A 19,959-nucleotide genomic window follows, 5' to 3' on the forward strand; every position below is an offset into this window, starting at 1 on the left:
ATCCACCGGCTAATTATTATAAGGCATAAATACCGGGCCAGTTGAATGCAACGTCGCCGTGCCAATTACGTTGGCACGGCGACGTTTATCTATCGGCAGTATATAAATTAGCAATTGGCAGTCTTCTGCTCGACCCACCGGATGATTTCATCGGCGCGTTTGAGGCCGGATTGGGCGGTGGACACTTCCTGATTGCCATCGTAACTCATAGACAAATGCAACAGCTCGTAGGCACTCATGAAGTTGGTGAGCAACTTTTTGTCCGTCCTGGCAACCTGCTCACGATACCAGTTGATATCCTTTCTCCCCTTGCTTTTCAGACCGAATAAACCGTCAAGAGCCAATAATACACCTGTATATGCAGCGTGACCGGCTAATTTGACGTACTTTCGATCGGTGTAGCGATCGTCTTCCTTAATGGCTTTCTCTCTCAGAATAGTCCGCGCGTTGTCCAAATAACGCTTTGCTTCCAGAATAGGGTTTTTCTCCGCCATAGTGATGTGTTTTTAGTTTGACTTAACACAAAAATACACCATTAACGATCCTATTCCAATTCAAGCACTTCCCTGGGTTTCTGCGGTTTACGACGCTTTTCCGTCCATAAATACAGCGGCGGGATGAGTATAGGAGCGAAGAGCAACGTGCTTGTTAAGCCACCAATAATTACCGTCGCCAGCGGTCGCTGCACGTCCGAACCGATCCCCGACGAAATAGCGGCCGGAACCAGACCGATGATGGCCACCACCAGGATCGAAAGCAATGCGCGGAGTTGTTCCGAAGAAGCCTCGAGAACGTGGCCTTCCAGGTCATTTTCATTCGCTTGCGCGGTCCGGTTCAATGCGGAGACAAGCAGCACACCGGCCATGACCGAAATACCGAAAATACTAACAAAACCGACTCCCGCCGAAACGTTGAAGTAATAGCCACGCATCAGCAACGCCGTAATGCCCCCGCCCAACGCAAAGAGTATACAGCTCATCGTTACCATGGTGTGCGGCAGATTTTTGAAAAGCATGAACAAAAAGAGGAATACCATGACGATAGTCAGCGGAATGGTGAATGCGAGCTGCTTGCCTGCACGTTCCAGGTTTTCGTACTGGCCGCCGTAAATAATGCTGTAACCCTTCGGCACGCGCACCTGTGCATTGATTTTTTTCTGCAATTCCTTTACGAAACCACCCTGGTCGCGGCCGCGGATATTGGTGCGGACCGTCACCATCCGTTTGCTGCCATAGCGATAGATATTCGTCTGGCCTTCGATAAAATGAATGTCGGCGAGCTGGCTCATCGGGATAAGCGCGCCGGTGAGCGAAGGTACCTGGACATTTTTGATGGCATCGATGGAATTCCGGTACTTGGGCAGGAAGCGGATCACGATATCGTACCGCTTGGTGCCGTCGTACAGCGTCGAAATGGTTTTGCCGCCGATGGCCGCTTCGATCATGTTCTGAATATCGGCTACATTGATGCCGAAACGGGCCGCAGCTTCCCGGTTGATGTTGATCGCAAGTTGTTCCTGTGGCCCTTCCTGTTCGATATTGACATTATCGGCGCCGCTTGTGACCTTCACGATCCTGGCAATGGCTTCGGCCTTTTTGCGCATCATATTCAGGTCGTCGCCCACCACGGATACGGCCAGATCGGCCGCGCTGCCCGTCACGATCTCCATCACCTGGTCGATAATAGGCTGGCCGGACGAGAATGCGACGGCCGGAAGCTGGGTCTGGAGGTCATGCCGGATCTTTTCCACCAGTTCTTTCTTGGTGATCGTTTTGCTCCAAAGGTCGTAATCCTTCAACCCGACGAGGATTTCGTTCCGGTTGGCGGGGAAAGGGTCGGTACCGTCGTCGTTGCGGCCGGTTTGAGTGATCACAAAGGAGATTTGAGGGTATTTCGCGATAATCTTCCGGATTTTGGGCGCATAGCTGGCGTTTTCCTGGATGGTAATGCCCGCCGGAAAGTTACCGCGCAGAAATATCGACCCCTCGTCGAGTGTCGGCAGAAACTCGGTCCCCAGTTTGATGCCGAATAAAACGAGCACAGTTACAATGCCGAATCCAATGAGGACGGTGGTTTTGTAGTTCTTTAAAAAGCCGCCCAGCGCTTTGGAATACGACTTTGTAAGGAAATCCAGCACGAAATTTTTGTGCTCCTTCATCGGTTTGTCGGGATCGGCCAATGCCTTTTTGTAGGCGAATGAAATGAGCACCGGAATGAATGTGAGCGCCGCCAGCATGGAACCGATCACCGCAAATGCGAGCGTCAGCGCCATAGGAGAGAACAGCTTGCCTTCGACGCGCGTCATGAGCAGAATGGGCATGTAGGCAAGGATGATAATAGTCACGGAGAAAAAGATCTCCCGACCCACTTCCTGAGCAGACAGCAACGTGATTTTGACAATTCCCTGTTGTTTTTCTTCGGGACTCGCCGTGCGGTATTTACGGATCAGATGCTCGGCCATCACACAGGCGCCGTCCACAATGATTCCGAAGTCAATCGCGCCAAGAGAGAGCAAATTGGCCGGAATGCCGGTCAAACGCATTAATATAAACGCAAACAACAGCGAGAACGGAATCGTAAGCGCCACTACCAATGCGCTGCGGATGCTACCCAGGAAGAATATCAATAATATGACCACGATCGAGATCCCTTCGAACAATGTATGCGCCACGGTTTCAAGCGAATGGTCGATGAGGAAGCTGCGGTCGTAAAGTGGTTTCAGGTGTACGCCTTCGGGCAGGTCGCTGGATTCGAGATCGGCGATTTTTTCTTTCAAAACCTTTAAAACCTCGCTCGGGTTTTCGTAACGGCGAAGCAGGATAATACCTTCCACGCCGCTGCTGACGTCCACTTTATCGGCTGTAATCGTGTAACCCATTACGCCGCTTGGCGGCGGAGGGGTAATTTCAACCGTGGCCACATCGCGTACAAATACGGGCACGCCATGGTCGGATTTTAAAACGATGTTCTGGATATCCTGCTCGTTCTTGATCGCCCCGAGCCCCCGGATCGCGAAGCCCTGGCCACCGCGCGCAATCACGTTGCCGCCGGTGTTCTGGTTGTTTACATTGATGGCGTCGATCACATTCTGCATCGAAAGGCCGTATTTTACCAGCTTTTCGGGTGATGTAATGATGTGGTATTGTTTCAAAGGACCGCCGAACGTAGTCACATCCGCTATTCCGGGCACTTGCAGCAATGCCGGCTTGATCACCCAGTCCTGCAAATCCCGGAGCTGGGTGGGACTGTAACTGGGGGGGAGCTTCCACCACATAACGGAGGATTTCGCCCACGGCCGTCGATAATGGTGCCAGCTCCGGCGCTACGCCGTCAGGGAGCTCGGCGGAAGCCAGTCGCTCGGTAACCTGTTGCCGGGCGAAATAATCATCCGTGCCGTCTTTGAATGTCAGCTGGACTACCGACAAGCCGAATATGGTCCGGCTGCGCCTGTCGAGCACATTCGGCGTATTTTGTAAGGCCCTTTCGATGGGAACGGTAACCTGTTGCTCCACTTCCTCGGCCGCGCGGCCGGGATACTGGGCTACGACGATCACATTGGTGTCCGCGATATCCGGGTAAGCCTCTATTTTGAGCTGAGTGAAGCACCAATAGCCGACGCCCATCAGTACTACGCTCACAGCGATCACCACCCACCGGTTGCGAAGGCTGAAAAAAAGCAGGTTCTTGATCATTTTAAATCCACTTGTCTACATGGTTGGTGACTATAAACCCGCTTTTTACCTCCTTGCGAAGCAATGTCAATGCGGATTTAACTTTTTCTTCCTCATCGATGAAGGAAATGACCATGGGCGTTTCGTCGAAACTGAACAGGTCGTTGGGGCGGTTGAGGTGCTTTCCGTCGAAGCCGAGGCGGCCGCGGTACGCCGTCGCGCCCTGCACTTTCTGTTTCACCAGAAATTGCATGATGTATTCAAATAGCGGTAGTTCGTCCTTCCAGTGGTCGGCACTGATAAAGATCTGGGCTTGAAGCATATCCGGAGAGGGTTAATAGCCGAACGATAAACCTTTGAGTTGCATGACACCTTTGGTGACCACATTTTCGCCTTCTTTAACGCCGGTGAATGTGACGATGCGATCACCGATCTGGTCGCCGATATTTACTTCGCGACGCTCGAACACCTGCGGCGCGGTTTTGAGAAAAACATAGTTGTGCCCCTGCACGGTTACCAATGCATCTTTGTTGATACTGAGCTTTTTACCTTCGCTCAGACCGAATGCGACAGTACCGAACATTCCCGCCTTGAGCCTGCCGTTGGAGTTGTTGATGCTCACCCGGAGCTTGATCATCCGGGTAGTCTGGTCCACAAGGTCGGCGATGTCGTCGATCGTACCGGTGAAATCCTCGTTGGGAAATGCGGTGAACTGAATGGTGCATTTGCTGCCCTTTTTCACCTGGCTTACTTCGCTCTCGGGCACGTCGCAAATGATGTATGCGGTGCCCGCGGGCGCGCTGCGAAGTTGTTTGGGTTCAAAACCACCTGCTTTCAGCTTGGTTTCATGCTCGATAATGGCCGCACGTTCGTTGATAAGGTTCGTTTCCTCCATGGAAAGGGCGGTCTGCGATTCGAGCAGGTCTTTGCCTGTGGCAGCGCCATGTTCCTGCAAGTCCTTAATCCGAGCGAGTTCGGTCCTGCGCTGGCGGATATTGATATTCTGGATCTGATTGATCATCGTCAGATGCTGCAAAAGCTGCGTATAATTGCCCGCAAGCTCGGGGTTGTCGAAAAGGACGATATTACCCGATGCGCCCTCGTTCGATCGGAGAACGGTGGCCGAAACCTTGGCCGGGGCGGTCACATTGGCCATGAGCGACGAGCTGGATATCTTTTCGGTCTGAAAAAACTTCGCGCTTTCGACCAGCGGGAAGGTTATTTTGGTCCCCGATGCATTCACCACCGGCGTTGAATTGTCCTGGGCGATTTTGTTAGCGGCTTTGTTTTTGCATCCTGCTATTAATGTCATGGCCAGGCAGGTGCAAACGAGTATGTTCTTCATGATTATTGCGCGATTTGATTGATCAGTCCTGATGCGTAAAGGAGGTCGATGTAGCTCTGGCGGTATTGCCCGAGGACGTCGTAATACTGTTGCTGCGTATCGAGCCAGCTGCGCTGTGCTTCGAGGAAGTCGATGATCGTCGTACCGCCCCGGAGGTAGGAATATTTGACACTGTTGAGGATCGTTTGGGATTGGGTGAGTAACCGGTTAAAATTCTGCAGGTTCTGCTTATGGGTAATGTAACTCTTGTAGGCCGTCAGGATTTCGGTCTGTACCTGCGTTTCGGTTGCACGCAGGTCTTGTTCAGCCTGTTGTTTCAAAACCTGCGACTTTTTGATCTCCCCCTGGTTTCTCGAAAAAACCGGTATCTCGATCGTGCCGTACACTCCCATGTAATTCGCCTTGTTTTGAGGGTTGTAGATCAGGCCCAGCTCCGGCGTAGGCAACGCATTGGATTTTTGCAGTTTGATATTCGCATCGGCGACATCCATCGTCGATTTGATGGCCTGTATATCGGTGCGGTTTTGCAATGCCTGCTGCACGATGGCGTCCATCTGGTCGGGGAACGCGAATGCGAACTGATCGGTCGTATCGACCTGGATCGAGTCCTGGACGCCCATGAGGAATTTCAGGTTCGAGAGCTGGTTGCGGTAATCCTGTGCGGCCGATTTCAGCTGGATGTCGTACTGGTTCGCCAGAAGCTCGGTACGGGCGAGGTCGGTGGTGGTGATGACCTGGTTTTTCAGCCGCAGGCGGTTGATGTTGGCCAGCGAATCGACATTCGCCTTCGCGGTACTCAATAAATCGAGTTGCTTGCGGGCAGCCCAGACGTCCAGCCATTTCTGTGCAACCGTCTGAAACAGATGGCGTTCCGTATCGGCATATTGCTTTTGGGTCAGCCTGACGTTTTGCTGTGCGAAATTAATCTTGTTCTCCCTCTGTACAGGCAACTGAAAAGGCTTGGTTAGTTGCCACCAGATCTGCCGGTTGGCACCATTGAACCACCCGGTATGCTCGGGAAACTTCGATGGCTGCACCAGTTGCAGCGACTGGTTATTGAGAACGGGATTGGGCCGGAGCAGGGCCGTGGTAATGTCTGCCCGGGAAACGTCGACATTGAACTGTTCCCGTTTGAGGACCGGGTTATTGGACTTTGCAGTTTGCAGGGCCTGCTGCAAATTGTAAGTTGTTTGAGCCCTTGCCGACACAGTCCCCGCCAAAAGTACGACGAGAACCGGTTTCATGAGTTGATAACGCATGTTCGTTTAGTTTGAATTACCTGCGGGCAAAGGTTCTCAGCCGTGCTAAAAATGGTATTAAAACTGTTTTATAAAATCATTAAAATTGGGTTAGAAATAAATTAGGGAAAACCATAATGGCCGTATGCGGGCACCGGAGTGAATTCTGGGGGAAAATAAGTACTTTGCCGACCGTTATGGAATAATAGTAAACAGAACTACTATTACAAATTGCCGCATGCATTTCATCGTCGCATTCTTTCTGATCCAATTCGCCCAGTCGGCCATGCAAACCGCGGACAGGCTGCCCAAATGGGAGAGTTTCTTTAAATATGCCCGTTACTACGTATTTGCGCTGCTGGCGATCTACTATATCGCCCGGCAGCCCGAATCGTTTACCTGGGTATGGAACCTGTCGCTGCTCGGGTTACTATGGATATTTTACAAGGAGGACGATTTCAAGCCTATCCGCACCACGATACAGTCCATTGTGCCGTTCGTGGGCGTGTCGATGCTAAGCGATTTTTTCGAGCTGGTTTTCCCGAAATTCCACGCCACCTATGAAGACGTGTTCGGAATGGCCATTTTGTTTGCATGGATCTTCTGTTTTGTGATATGGTTTTATGCGAGAAAACAGCAGAAGATTTTAATGCAGGAACGGCGCGACAGGCTGCGCGACGAGGAGATTGCCAGGGAACAAAAGCAGTCGCTGGAATACCTCGTAGCCGAACGCACGCGGGAATTGACCCGTCAGAAAGAAGAACTCCAAAAGGCGATCGAGGAGTTGAAGGCAACGCAGAACCAGTTGATACAGAGTGAGAAAATGGCTTCCCTGGGGGAACTTACTGCCGGTATCGCCCACGAAATCCAGAATCCGCTGAACTTCGTCAACAACTTCTCGGAGGTATCGGCGGAACTATGCCAGGAATTGGAGGAAGAGATCGATAAGGTCGATATTCCTGCTGATGACAAGGATTATATCAAGGGCATTATCAGCGACCTCAGCCAGAACCAGCAGAAGATCACGCACCACGGTAAACGTGCCGATTCGATCGTGAAAGGAATGCTGCAACACTCGCGGGCTTCCTCGGGTGAGAAGGAGCCTGTGGAGGTGAACGCGCTTGCCGACGAGTATATGCGGCTTGCCTACCACGGCCTGCGCGCGAAGGATAAGGAATTCAATGCGACGCTGGTGACCGATTTCGATCCTGCTATCGGAACCGTTAATGTCCTTCCGCAGGATTTGGGCCGCGTTTTTCTGAACCTTTTTACGAATGCGTTCTACGCAGTGTCCGAGAAAAAAGAAAGCTTGCGGAAGCCGGCCGGCCGGGCGATTACAAACCCGAAGTTAAAATTACTACCAAAAAATTCGATAATAAACTGTATATCAGGGTGTCGGATAATGGAACTGGCATGCCGGAGCACGTGAAGGCGAAGATATTCCAGCCGTTTTTTACTACCAAACCAACCGGGCAGGGAACAGGTCTGGGGCTTTCGATGAGCTACGATATCATTACCAACGGCCACGGGGGCGTGCTGGAAGTGGAGACGGTGGAAGGGGAAAAAACGGAGTTCCGCATTTCCATTCCCATTGCCTGATTAATCCCGGCTGAATATGAAAATACTGGTTGTCGACGACGAGGAAGACGTCAAATCGCTTTTTGAGCAGAAGTTCCGGCGGGAAATCCGGGCGGGACAGTTCGAATTTTCGTTCGCATTTTCGGGCGAAGAAGCGCTGGAATTCATGCAAAGTCACCCTTCGCAGGTGGTTATGATCCTGTCGGACATTAATATGCCCGGAATGAGCGGTATCGAACTACTCAAACGCATCCGCGCCGAACATCCGTCGGCGCCGCCACAGGTGATGATGATTACCGCCTATGGCGACGCCGCCAACCACGGCCAGGCCATGGAGCTTGGCGCCGACGATTTTTTGACGAAACCCGTCGATTTTAACGAACTGAAAGAGAAATTGCTCCATATCTTATGAAAGCCAAAATACTCGTAGTGGACGATGAGGCCGATCTGCAATTGCTCATTAAGCAGAAGTTCAGGCGACAGATCCGCGAGCAGCAATACGAATTTATTTTCGCCGAAAATGGCCTGAGAGCGCTCGAAATGCTGGAAGAGCACCCGGACGTGGACATGGTACTGAGCGATATCAACATGCCTGAAATGGATGGCCTGACACTGCTCGTACGGCTCGGCGAGCTGAGCCCCATTCTCAAATCGGTGATCGTTTCGGCCTATGGCGATATGGACAATATCCGCACGGCCATGAACCGCGGCGCATTCGACTTTCTCACCAAACCGATCGATTTCCGCGATCTGGAAGTGACGATGGAAAAAACGCTGCAATATGTGGCGCAGTTGAAAGAAACGCTCAGGGCGGTGCGGGAAAACGATATCCTGCGTATGTATGTGGATGCCTCGGTGCTCCAGTTCATGACGCAGGAAACGTTCGAGAAGTCGTTAATGACCAGTGAAAACATCGAAGGAACGGTCGTTTTTATGGATATGTGCGGATTTACGGCCATTTCGGAGAAAGAGCAGCCCGACCGCGTGGTGAAGCTTATCAACAAGTATTTCGATGTCATGGTAAAGGAAATCATCGCCCAGGGCGGGCACGTCGACAAGTTTATGGGAGATGCCGTGATGGCCGTTTTCCGTGGCGATTACCATCTCGACCGCGCCGTGGAGTCGTCACTAGCGGTCCGCAATCATATCAATGGATTCAAAGAAGAATTGTCCGATCAGTCGGGTTACTATCCCAAAGTTTCGATAGGCATTAATTCGGGCGAAATGGTATCCGGAAACATCGGTTCGGCCGCATTGAAGCGGCTGGACTATACGGTGATCGGCGATGTCGTGAACGTTGCGCAACGTCTGCAATCGGTCGCCAGGCCCGGGCAGGTGGTGATACCGGAATCGGCCTATGAGAAGCTGAAAGAGGCATTTAAATGCAGTCTGGTAGGCGAAGTGAACCTTAAAAACAAGTCGAACCCGGTATTGATCTACGAAGTGCTCGAATAGCCATGCAAATCGAAAAGGCCGAAAAATACATTCTGGAAGAGCTCACAAACCGCCTCGATCCGACGCTGTTCTACCATGGCATTCACCACACAACCGACGTCGTGAACGCATCGGCGGAAATCGCGGCAATGGAGAATATCACAGCTGAAGAATCGTTGATGCTGCTGCGCACGGCGGCATTGTACCACGACAGCGGCTTCATGACTACCTACCAGGGGCATGAGGAGGCCGGTTGCGCACTCGTGCGCACGGTTTTACCCGGTTTCGGCTATAATGTAATGCAAATTGAAACGATATGCGGGATGATCATGGCTACGAAAATCCCGCAAAGTCCTAAAAGCGCCCTGGAAGCTATTCTTTGCGACGCCGACCTGGATTACCTCGGCCGCGATGATTTCGAAAGCATTTCGGCCACATTATACGAGGAATTGAAGGTGCGCGACATGGTGGAAGACATTCCCGCATGGGATGCCGTGCAGGTAGGTTTCCTGGAAGCGCACAGTTACTGGACGGCTTCGGAGCGCAGCCGCCGTGACGCCTCCAAACAACGGCATCTCGAACGCCTCAAAAATACCGCCAGAGCCTTATAACCGGCGCATTTTTTCGTTTTGCACACGGATGCGCTGGCACAGGATGCGCAGCACGTTGCGCAGGATCTCGTCGCGCTCCTCCATGAGTTCAAAGAAATCCTCCTGATCGATGCGGAATACGAGGGTGTCGGTTTCGGCCACGGTGGTAGCCGAGCGCGGTTCGGTGTCGAGTAATGCGAGCTCCCCGAAAATTTCGCCCTTATCGAACAGTGCAAGCTGTTTCGGACCATCGTAAATGCCAACCTGGCCCGTGTAAATGATGTACATCGAATCGCCGAGGTCGCCTTTGGCAAATATCTCCTGGCCGTCGGCGTAAGTCACTTCCTTCATGATCGGTGCGATCGAGCTGAGGACATTCTCGGGGGTTTGGGCAAATAGCCGGGTGTTTTTAAGGACAATCACCCTTTCCATTTCGGAAATCTGCTGGGTCGGTTCGGCGTGTTTCATAGGGATTCGAAGCGAAAATTGGAGGTCGGGGCGCCGGGCGAGCGCCATGTATTTTTCCTGCACCGCTTCCCGGACCAGCCGGGAACGATGACGGGCAAGTTTTTCGAGGCTGACCAGATCGGTTTCGGTGGTGTCGCATCTGGCTGCGGCGAGCGCGATGGTCCAGGTCGTAAAGAAACGTTCTTCCTGCGACAGGATTATGGTAACCAGCGGCAACCCCGTGTCGGCATTGCCCATATACTGGCGGAGGGCATCGCGTTTGCGCTGGATGGAAATGTTTTCGAACAATGCGTGCAGCGAAGGGTACAGCATCCGGGGCAAGAGGCTTTCGATCAGTTCGAGCGAGTTGGCGCGCTTTTCCTTGCTCGCATGGCGGATACCTTTCCAGGCGCTCTGCACCGCTTCTTTGTCGTACTGCATCATAAAGAGGTAAAACAATCGCTGAGCGGTCAGTTCGAGCTCGTATTCCAGTGCATTGTTCCAGGTTATATCGGTTTCCGAAGTGTCCATGCCGTTGAGCAACTGGCCGGCGTGAATGAGCTCTCTTTCTACAAATTCAGGGATAACTGTTTTATATTCAGCGATTAGTGTGTAATGACTCAGCGCTTTCAGTGCAGCAATATGGGTGGAACTATCAATATTTTCGATATGGAAGTTACTTTCCTTTCTTTTTATATGATCGGTATTTTCTGTATGAATCGAAAGTTTATGATGGTAAATATTTTTAATAAGGTTAAAAAGTATTTGAAGTATAAATTCATGCCGACCTTTTTCAGCTGTTTTGATAAACGTTCTGATGCGGTCGCCGCCGGTATCTTGCTGTAACCATTCTTCGATAATGCGAATACCGAGGTCGCCGGAAGTGATCAGCGCGTGGATCGTGGACGGTGTCAGCGTGCCGGTAAGCACCAGGCGCAGGTCGCGAAGCAGGGTGGGGGAACCTACCCTGGCAGCCACTTCCAGCGCGTAATTGCGCACGCGTTGCGAGCCGTTGTTGATACAGCTCTTGACCAGGTTTTCGTAGGAATTGATGCCCGTCACTTTCAGGCAGTCGAGTGCCGCCAGCTGATCGTTTTCCTGCTCGGAGCCGAATAGCTTCTGCAACGTGCCGTGGATCAGCGGCAGCGCTTTTCCGGCTTCCCAGCAGCCGATAATGGTGCCTTTTACAATGTCCGGATCGCTGTGGGCGAGGAAGCTGGCGGTTTGTTCGGCGGATAACCTTCCGTTGGCGCACGCCAGGCGTACAGCCAGCACCTGGCAGGCGGAGTCGGGCTCACTTTCAATGTATTGCGCAAACGAAGCCGGGAGTTCGGGTTTTTCAAGGGTAGCCAGCGTCTGCAATGTTTTCAGCCTGACTTGCACGAACGGGCTTTTCAGCAGCTCGGGCGCGTGTTTGCGAAAAAGCGAAACCTTATTCCGGGCCAGCCAGTCGATCGCATTCAGGACCTCTTCTTTCCGGTCGCTTCGCAGGTTTTCTGTAATAATCGGCAATGCTTCCGCAGGGGAGGGCATTTCGCCGCTGCGGATGAACCGCTTGCTGATCGCTGATTTGAGCTCCTGCATGTAGTGGCGGTAGGCTTTCCGGAACACCACCAATGCGCCCAGCGCGAAAAGCAGCGACAGGTCGAATGTGAGGCTGATATCGCTCCAATGCTGCGTGTAAATCACCCAGAGCATTGCACCGGCAATGAGCATTCCCAGCGGCTCAAAAAGCCCTTTGGCCAGCGTATGGCCTTTCAAACGGGTTTTCGTGGAAAGCGGTTGGAACAAAACCAGAAATACCGGGTCGAAAATGGTGCGCCGCACGAGTTCGAAAAGCAGATAGGCAACGCAGTAGTAAACCAGCAGCGAAGGTTCGTCCTTACGGAAATAGGATGAAACCAGCAAACCGAGCGAAATGGCGATCGTCGTCAGCGGCAGCAGGTACAATGTGAGTTTGATGCCGAAGCGCTCCACGGTTTTGCCCGAAAAGAGCATTTTTACAAATGTGGAGATCACATAAGTGGCAGTCAGCAGCGAACCAACGAAGAAGATCACATCGTGCTGGCTATGGAATTTGTATTTGACATTTACGAAGAAATGATACTCGATCCACGTGGCGGTTGCCGCAATGGCGACCATTCCGATGCAAAGCGAAGTGAGCAGCTTGTTACCGCCGAAATATTTCCGGATAATGCGGGAGTCCGATTCCGTGTGGCGCGTGCGGGTGTGGTGCGGGTTAGGAATGTCGGTGTGGCGGAAGGTCAGTAGCTGCGTGTAGAACGCCAATGCGAAGAAAACCAGTGAGATAGCGAGCAAAATAGCAAGCACCGACGGCGAATGGATCAGCACGGCCAGTACGGCGCCCAATGCTTTCGCCGGCATATCACCCGAGCCGATAACGCTGAAAAGCCTCTTGCTTTGCCGTACATCGAAAACCAGCGCGGATAAACCCCAGAATTCCAGGTTAACGAGCAGGTAAATGATCCGGTAACCCACCATTACCGCAATGGCGGTAGCCACACCATGTCCGACCAGCAACAGCCCCATAACCACCAGCACCATAAACAGCGACGATAACATCGTGCCGAGGCTCAGCTTTTTCAGTAAAAGATGGTGTTCGAAGTACTCGTAGATCTTCCCCGAGACCATTACGGCAAGCGCGGCGGCAATGTAAGCGAGGGGCAGCGAGTACTCCGGGTGGTTTTCGAGCAGGAGCACATTGGCCGAAACATACACCAGCGTAGTACCGACGTTCGTAAAGAAATTATGGAAAAAGAAAAGGATCGTTTGTGGGTTGATGGACTTCGTGAAGCGGTTTTGGCTTAGAAATGGGATCATAGAATTGGAATGCTGGCGTCGCTCCTGTAAAATAAACACTTATTATTCCTTTTAAAAACCCCTTTGGGCGACTTTCCGGCTTTTGAAAAACCGGAAAGCCTGATCTCAGCACCGTATAATGAGAACGGACGGCGAATTGGAAAGCCATACGCTGTGGGATTCCACGGCCTTTTTCCAGCTCTGGAGGCTGATCACCATCAGGTCCATCCCTTGCAGGAAGTCTTTTTCCAATACATTTTCATAAAGCAGCGCGACATTTTCAGGCGATTGTTCCTGTAACGCCTTCAATGCGTCCCCGATTTCGGAATGCCTGCTGACGGCCTGCGACGGGTCCATAACCGTTATATGCAAATCGCTCACGGCGGCCAGCCGTTCGGCGAATGGGAGCAGGGATTTATCCTCGGGCGCAAAAAGCGGCATGAACACATTGTTGATCTGTTCGAGGTTTTTTTCGATCAGGATGCCCACGGGAATTTTGACGGACTTGACGATGTGCGCGGTACGTTCGTCGAAAACGTCGGTATGAAAGAGCTTTTCTTTACCGGTAATGGTATCGATAAGACGCTCGCGGCTCACGAAACGTGAAGTAAAACCCAATATTTTCCCCAGAAACGTACCCTCGAAAACCGAGCGACCTATCCCGATCACGAGCATATCGAACTCGCCGTCGTTGGCAGTCTCGATAATGTCGTGTTCGATATTTTGCGATGGTTTGAAAAGAGAAGTGAACGGGGTATTCCGCGCATTGGCTTCCTCGTTAATGGGCCGGAACGTTTCATATTGGTATTCTTCGGTATTGACCTGGCTGAGATAACTGCTCGGTGAGAGGTGCAATGCGGTAATATGCTGTTCGCCGGCCTCGCGGTCGGGATGTTGCCCGGCGATGAGCTTGCTCGAAACGCGCAGCATTTTGCGTCCGCCCTGGGGGCTTGCGAATGCGATCAGAATGGAAAAGCGAGACGGTGTGTGTACCGGGTGGAGGTCTTCCCACCTGGGTGACGGGAAGAACTTGTCGATCAGGTCGAGTGCGGGGCCTGTCATGCAGGTAGTGGCGAGCGCCATTATGACCATCATGGTAAATATTTCAGGGGAAAGCACGCCAATGTCGTAGCCGATGTTGAGCACCACCAGCTCCACGAGCCCGCGCGTGTTCATGAGCGAGCCGATAATAAGGCTGTCGCGCCACGACTGTTTGACAAACAATGCAGCAAGGGTGCTTCCGAAGAACTTGCCGATCACCGCTGCCGCGATGATGAGCCCAGTGACAAACCACAGGTGCGGATCGTTCAGCAGGCCTATTTGTGTTCTTAAACCGGTGAAAACGAAGAATAGCGGCAACAACAGCACCAGCGAAACGTCTTCTACCTTTTCGATGAAAATATTGCGGAAGCGCTGGTTCGCGGGCATAACCACACCTGCCATAAACGCGCCGAAAAGGGCGTGGATACCGATCACCTCCGTGCAGTAGGCGGAACACAGCAGCATGACGAAAAAAAGCGCGACTACCGGCTTGGTAAGCCCCTCGCGGTAGGCGTAATGGTCACCGATGCGTTTCAGGACCGGCTTCACCACTTGCAGCATCACCAGCACATAGCCGGCCGACAGCAAAATGGTATAAATGGCGCTCACGAATTCCCCGGCTTTCACGATCGCAATCACCGCCGCAAGGATACACCATGCCGTAACGTCGTCGGTGGCCGCACAGGTGATTACCATCATGCCCAGGCGCGTGCGGGAGAGCCCGCGCTCCTGCACGATGCGTGCGAGGACGGGGAATGCCGTAATACTCAATGCAATGCCTGTAAACAGCGCGAACGACAGGAAGCTGATGCCTTCCGGCGCAAAGTCGGTATACATGTACAAAGCCAGCGCCACGCCAAGGGCAAACGGAAGGATAATGCTGGCGTGACTGATGACAATCGCCTCCTGCGCCTTGGTTTTCAGTACTTTCAGATCCAGTTCCATGCCGATAATGAACATGAAAAGGATAAGCCCTACCTGGCTGAGAAACTGCAAGTTGCTGAGCGAAGTTTTAGGGAATATAAATGAAGAAACTTCCGGATAGAACATTCCCAGCACCGAAGGCCCCAGGAAAATCCCGGCGGCAATTTCACCGATCACGGTTGGCTGGCCGATCGCTTTGCAGACCCAGCCGAACAGCCGGGCAACGATGATAATGGTGACGATTTGGGCGAGGAGCGTGGCGAGCGGGTGGGTGAGATTGTGCCCGAAGGTTTCTGTGAATTGCTCCCAGGAGGAGATGGTTTGCGCTTTTTGGGTGATCTGGCCGGCTTTTTCGAGGAAAGTGCCCTGTCGGATAAAGAAGTAAAGCAGGGCTGCGAAAATTCCGATGGTAATGCAGTAAAAGAGTACGTTGCGAATATTCTTCATCAGTACATATGAGAGTGAAGAGCGCAAAATACTGAATTAAGCCGAAAGTTGGTAGGACTTCGCGCCCTACCAACTCTCAGACAGCTAGCTCCACAGCCGGTCGTGCGAACGTTTTTCGTTCCAGTCGGGCGTTGGCGCAAAGAAGGATTTGTCCTTCGGATGCAGGTGTTTTTTAACCTCTTCTTCGTTCAGCTCGATGCCCAGGCCGGGTGCTTCGAGGGGCACCGGCGCGTAGCCTTTGTCGATCAGCTTACGGCCGTCGGTGGTTTTTACAAGGCTTTCCCACCATGGCACGTCCACCGAGTGGTGTTCCAGTGCCAGGAAGTTTTGCGTGGCGGCGGCGCAATGCACGTTGGCCATAAAGCTCACCGGCGTACCCGCAAAGTGCATCGCCATCGCAATGCCGTGATCTTCGGCATAATCGCCGATGCGTTTGGTTTCCAGCAACCCGCCCGACGACGCCAGGTCGGGATGCACGATATCCACCGCGCGCTGTTCGATCAATGCTTTGAAGCCCTCTTTGAGGTAAATATCCTCGCCGGTAAGCGTGGGAGTTTCCAATGCGTCGGAAATGGTTTTCCATTGATCGGTGTATTCCCAGGGAACCATGTCTTCGAGCCATGCGAGGCGGTATTTGTCGAGCGCCTTGCCGAGCCGGATACCGTTGTTGAGGTCAAAATGACCGTAGTGATCGGACGACAGCGGTATTTCGTAACCTACCACGCTACGCACGTCCTCTACTACTTTGGCCATTTCTTCGAGCCCTTTCGGGGTGATCTGGATCGCCGTGAACGGGTGTTTGGTATTGGCATACGAATGGTAATCGCCCGCCCATTGCGAGAAACCGCCGCCCCAGAACTTGTTGTTCACGACGGCGTTCTCGCTGTTGCGGAGCATACCGATCGAAATATCCATTTTCAGCCAGGTATAGCCCTGGTCCTGCGTACGGAATTTGATTTTTTGCTTGAACTCGTTTATGTCGTTAGACTCCGGCGTATCCGCATACAAACGAACTTTATCGCGGTAACGTCCTCCCAATAGCTGCCAGCAAGGCACGCCGTACGCTTTGCCGCAGAGGTCCCAGAGGGCCATTTCGACCCCGCAGACACCGCCCGCCTGGCGGCCGTGGTAACCGAACTGTTTAATGGATTTGAACAACTGCTCCACATTACACGGGTTTTGTCCCAGCAAATGACTTTTCAGGAACAACGCGTAACGCTCGTCTGCGCCGTCACGCACTTCCCCGAGCCCGTAAATGCCCTGGTTGGTGTCGATGCGGATAATCGGCGTGCGGCCTACATTTTGCACGATACAATAGCGCAAATCGGTAATTTTTAATTCCGAAGGCTTCGAGGCGCGGCTCACCTTCGAAGTAGCCTGCGCAATGGTATCCTCGGTGGACATCGACATAAAGCCCCCTAAGGCAATGCCCCCCACGGCCGTTTTACGCAAAAAATTACGACGGCTATCCCTGGTAGCAGGGTTGGCAATTTCCGCCGCAACGGCAGCTTTTTCAGCCTGTTCAACTTGTTTATTGGACTCGATGATTTGTTTCAGGATGTTTTTCATTGGTTGTTGTGTTTACTTCGGCTGTCGGCTGTCGTACTTCGGCTTATTTTTTGTCGAATTTCGAACGCAAAGCCGGTAGCGGCGGCTGACAGGGCCGGGATTACTATTTTTTTAATTTTACTTTGGTTGTGGAACCTGGATTATCGGGTTTGCCCTCTTTTTCGACAGCCGACAGCCGACAGCCGACAGCCGCTAATAATTCCTTTCCTTTAAATAATCGTCCAGCTCCTTCTTCGTCATGGGCAGTTTGCCGGGGTAGTTGTTTACCCAATTCAAAAAGTCCTTTTGAATCGTCTCCGACCATTTTGTGTCGATTTCCCCGGGCGTGTACTTGCCCTCGCGCAGGCGCAGGTGACCGAATTCGTCGCGCAGCGCCGTTACTTCCGAAGTGATCACCAGTTCTTCCACCAAATGCGCCGGAATAAAGATGGTGCCGTATTTTTTAGCCAGCACCACATCCCCCGGAAGCACCACCGCCCGACCGATACGGATCGGCGTGTTGATGTTCGTGAGCATCATCTGCTGGATGTACGACGGGTCCTGGCCTTTGATCCAGGCATTGAAGCCTTTGATCTCGCTAAGGCCTTCCACGTCGCGCACCGAGCCGTAAAAGATCACCCCACGCTTGGATTTCGCATAAATGGAATTGCCCAGGTTGTCGCCGATAAGCGTACCGTCGGCGATCTTGCCGTAACCGTCCGCTACGTACACGTCGCCTTCTTTGAGCACGTCGATGGGCCAGGAGTTAGTGCCGCCGGTTTGTACGCGGCCCTCCTTTTTACCTATTTCCTTTACCAGGTCCTGTAAATCGGGGCGGGACGGCATGTATTGTGCCGTTACCACGCGACCGGTCATGGTGCTGTCGTTGTGGATCAGCTGCCAGTCGCCTTCGAACTGGTTGTGGTAGCCTTTGTTGCGCAATACGCCCCAGGCCTCTTCCATCGAAATGTTTTTCAGCCGGGCCAGGATCGCGTCCGAAACGTGCGGCCGGCCATCGGGCGACCGTTCACCTTTCCAGGCCGAGGTGTACGCTTTGATCTGATCAGGGGTGGGGGAGATCGCCTGTGCGTAGGCAGCGACGCTTCCCAGCACAAACGCTCCTGCAAGCAAGGTTTGTTTAAGCATAAAAGAGTAATTAAGGGTTGGTAATGATTTGTATTATTTATCCCAAAAAACGGGTGTTCCCAACTCGTCGGGGCCCATGCGTGCGATCGCCGCGAGCACATTGGCTTCGTTCACTGAGCGCTCGCGGACGGGATACACCAATCTTCTGATGAAATCTTTCACCGAGGGGTCCTTGCCCGGGTAATTGTTGATGGGAAGTACCGGAAAACCGCTCCTGCGGAAATTTGCCCATGCCTCGGAGCCATTCAGGAAGGAAGAAATCCAGTACTGGTTATTGATTTGTTCCAGGGCTTTGGCCGGTACAAGCGGGTTCGCCGCCAGGTAAGCGTCCTGGCTGGCGGCGGGAATCGTCGCGAGGACGTCGTAGGTGGCCATCTGGTTCATATGTGCGCGCACGGCCGCTTCGTACAATGCCTTCACGTCGCCTGTCGCCCAGCCGCGCTGCACGGCTTCCGCCAGCAGGAGGCTGGTTTGGGAATAGGTAATGAAAAATTCCGGCGCATCGATCTTGCCCAGCGTACGGCGGTTGATTTGCGAGTATTTAAACGCGGAACCGATCTTGCCCGGGAAATCAGGCGCATTCACGATCGTGGATTCGTTGTAGCCGTAAGGCATGCCTTGCTGGTTGGCAGGCGTAGTATCCTCCGCCCCCGCGGTGGCGAGCGGGTTACCTGGGGTTTCGTATTTCACGGCAATCACGCGGATGCGCGGATCGTTGGTTGCTTTCAGGAAATCGACGAATGCTTTGCCCAGGTACACATTGCCGCGCTCGGTACCCTGAAAATAGTTGGCCAGCGGGTGGTTGAATGTGCTATTAAATGCGATCAGCGCGTTGTCGGCATTGGAGCTTTGCAAGCCGCCGTTAGCCGGGTCGACCGCCACCGCTACGTATTGCTTCGCTTTGGCCGCATCGATTTTGGAATAACGCATGGCGGCTCGGAGCAACAGCGAGTTACCGAGTTTCTTCCACTGTGCGATGTTCCCTTTGAAAAACAAATCGCCCGCCTCGATGGCCTTGCTCGCGTCCAGGCCTTTGGTTCCTTCCTGTAATTCTTTCAGGATGTCGTCGTAAATCAGCTTCTGGTCGTCGTATTTGGGCAGGTTAATGCCTTCCAGAAATGCCTTTCCGGCTTCGAAATACGGCACATCGCCATAGGTATCCACCAAAACCATAAATACGTAGGCCTTCCAGATCCGCGACATGTGGTACAGGTTACTCCGCGCCGGATTATCCTTCGTTTGGGCAATCACGGTCGTGAGCAGGTTCACCGGCCCGTTTTGCAGATACAGCGAGTTGAAGTTTGCATTGGAATTGGGGTCGGAAACCGCATTATGGTTACCGCCTTCGAGTACGCCGGTGTAAGGCGTATTGATCTGCTGCACGATTTGCATCTGGTAGTTTTGCGTCGCAATGGCCGACGTAAACTGCGCGTTCGAGAACAGATAGACAGGGTCGACGTTCGTCGCGAGCACCGGATTTTTGTTTACGTCCTCAAATCCTTTATCACAAGCGCTCGCGCCCGCCAGAACCGCGGCCACCGTTGCATATATGAATAATCTTCTCATGGATTTTAATGATTGAATGATCCGCTGTGGAATGACTGAATGATTGAATGACTGAATGATTGAATGACTGAATGATTGAATGACTGAATGATCCGTTGTGGAATGAGTGAATGAGTGAATGAGTGAATTGTATTTTCCTTTTCCTCCTTCCTTCTTTCTCCTTC

Annotated in this window: 15 protein-coding genes and 1 pseudogene; 5 read left to right on the plus strand and 11 right to left on the minus strand. The window is 52.6% G+C overall.

Features of this window, described 5'->3' with window-relative positions; translation table 11 throughout:
• Positions 1–107: 107 nt before the first annotated feature.
• The 6 genes and pseudogenes from ABV298_RS29125 to ABV298_RS29150 all read right to left on the minus strand — a co-directional run bounded on the left by ABV298_RS29125 (position 108) and on the right by ABV298_RS29150 (position 6,275).
• On the minus strand, positions 108–494 hold the full coding sequence (locus ABV298_RS29125; protein WP_353719642.1) for a DUF5618 family protein: 387 nt from the start codon (positions 492–494) through the stop codon (positions 108–110).
• A gap of 50 nt (positions 495–544) precedes the next feature.
• A complete protein-coding gene (locus ABV298_RS29130) occupies positions 545–3,274 on the minus strand; it encodes a CusA/CzcA family heavy metal efflux RND transporter (protein WP_353719643.1) in 2,730 nt (909 codons plus the stop codon).
• A 43-nt stretch (positions 3,275–3,317) separates the two neighbouring features.
• Positions 3,318–3,692: pseudogene (locus tag ABV298_RS29135) on the minus strand (efflux RND transporter permease subunit); the annotation flags it as partial.
• Between the two features lies 1 nt (position 3,693).
• Positions 3,694–3,993: a DUF190 domain-containing protein gene (locus ABV298_RS29140; RefSeq protein WP_353719644.1), complete on the minus strand. Its 300-nt coding sequence runs from the start codon at positions 3,991–3,993 to the stop codon at positions 3,694–3,696.
• Between the two features lie 12 nt (positions 3,994–4,005).
• Entirely contained in the window at positions 4,006–5,016 is a 1,011-nt protein-coding gene (locus tag ABV298_RS29145) for an efflux RND transporter periplasmic adaptor subunit (protein WP_353719645.1), read from the minus strand.
• 2 nt (positions 5,017–5,018) lie between these two features.
• The gene (locus ABV298_RS29150) at positions 5,019–6,275 is read right to left on the minus strand and encodes a TolC family protein (protein WP_353719646.1); all 1,257 of its coding nucleotides are present in this window, start codon (positions 6,273–6,275) and stop codon (positions 5,019–5,021) included.
• 217 nt (positions 6,276–6,492) lie between these two features.
• Here ABV298_RS29150 and ABV298_RS29155 point away from each other — a divergent pair, with 217 nt between their 5' ends.
• The 5 genes from ABV298_RS29155 to ABV298_RS29175 are packed head-to-tail and all read left to right on the plus strand — an operon-like array spanning position 6,493 to position 9,877.
• Positions 6,493–7,683, plus strand: a complete 1,191-nt coding sequence (locus tag ABV298_RS29155; protein WP_353719647.1) for a histidine kinase — start codon at positions 6,493–6,495, stop codon at positions 7,681–7,683.
• A complete protein-coding gene (locus tag ABV298_RS29160) occupies positions 7,647–7,853 on the plus strand; it encodes an ATP-binding protein (protein WP_353719648.1) in 207 nt (68 codons plus the stop codon). The genes ABV298_RS29155 and ABV298_RS29160 overlap by 37 nt, the downstream gene beginning before the upstream one ends.
• Positions 7,854–7,869: 16 nt before the next feature.
• Positions 7,870–8,244: a response regulator gene (locus ABV298_RS29165; RefSeq protein ID WP_353719649.1), complete on the plus strand. Its 375-nt coding sequence runs from the start codon at positions 7,870–7,872 to the stop codon at positions 8,242–8,244.
• Positions 8,241–9,287 carry an adenylate/guanylate cyclase domain-containing protein gene (locus ABV298_RS29170; protein WP_353719650.1) on the plus strand — a complete coding sequence of 349 codons (1,047 nt, stop codon included), beginning with the start codon at positions 8,241–8,243 and terminating at the stop codon, positions 9,285–9,287. Before ABV298_RS29165 ends, ABV298_RS29170 begins: the two co-directional genes overlap by 4 nt.
• Positions 9,288–9,289: 2 nt before the next feature.
• Positions 9,290–9,877: an HD domain-containing protein gene (locus ABV298_RS29175; protein WP_353719651.1), complete on the plus strand. Its 588-nt coding sequence runs from the start codon at positions 9,290–9,292 to the stop codon at positions 9,875–9,877.
• On the opposite strand, the gene ABV298_RS29180 is transcribed toward ABV298_RS29175, so the two are convergent.
• The 5 genes from ABV298_RS29180 to ABV298_RS29200 form a co-directional block, all read right to left on the minus strand.
• The gene (locus ABV298_RS29180) at positions 9,872–13,144 is read right to left on the minus strand and encodes a cyclic nucleotide-binding domain-containing protein (protein WP_353719652.1); all 3,273 of its coding nucleotides are present in this window, start codon (positions 13,142–13,144) and stop codon (positions 9,872–9,874) included. The two genes, ABV298_RS29175 and ABV298_RS29180, sit on opposite strands and share 6 nt — an antisense overlap.
• A gap of 105 nt (positions 13,145–13,249) precedes the next feature.
• Entirely contained in the window at positions 13,250–15,535 is a 2,286-nt protein-coding gene (locus ABV298_RS29185; protein WP_353719653.1) for a cation:proton antiporter, read from the minus strand.
• A gap of 84 nt (positions 15,536–15,619) precedes the next feature.
• Positions 15,620–17,104: a mandelate racemase/muconate lactonizing enzyme family protein gene (locus ABV298_RS29190; RefSeq protein WP_353719654.1), complete on the minus strand. Its 1,485-nt coding sequence runs from the start codon at positions 17,102–17,104 to the stop codon at positions 15,620–15,622.
• Positions 17,105–17,296: 192 nt separating this feature from the next.
• Positions 17,297–18,229 carry an RraA family protein gene (locus ABV298_RS29195; RefSeq protein WP_353719655.1) on the minus strand — a complete coding sequence of 311 codons (933 nt, stop codon included), beginning with the start codon at positions 18,227–18,229 and terminating at the stop codon, positions 17,297–17,299.
• Between the two features lie 33 nt (positions 18,230–18,262).
• The gene (locus tag ABV298_RS29200; protein WP_353719656.1) at positions 18,263–19,795 is read right to left on the minus strand and encodes a SusD/RagB family nutrient-binding outer membrane lipoprotein; all 1,533 of its coding nucleotides are present in this window, start codon (positions 19,793–19,795) and stop codon (positions 18,263–18,265) included.
• Positions 19,796–19,959: the final 164 nt, after the last annotated feature.

The organism is Dyadobacter sp. 676, assembly GCF_040448675.1.
In the GTDB taxonomy this organism is placed as follows: Bacteria; Bacteroidota; Bacteroidia; order Cytophagales; family Spirosomataceae; genus Dyadobacter.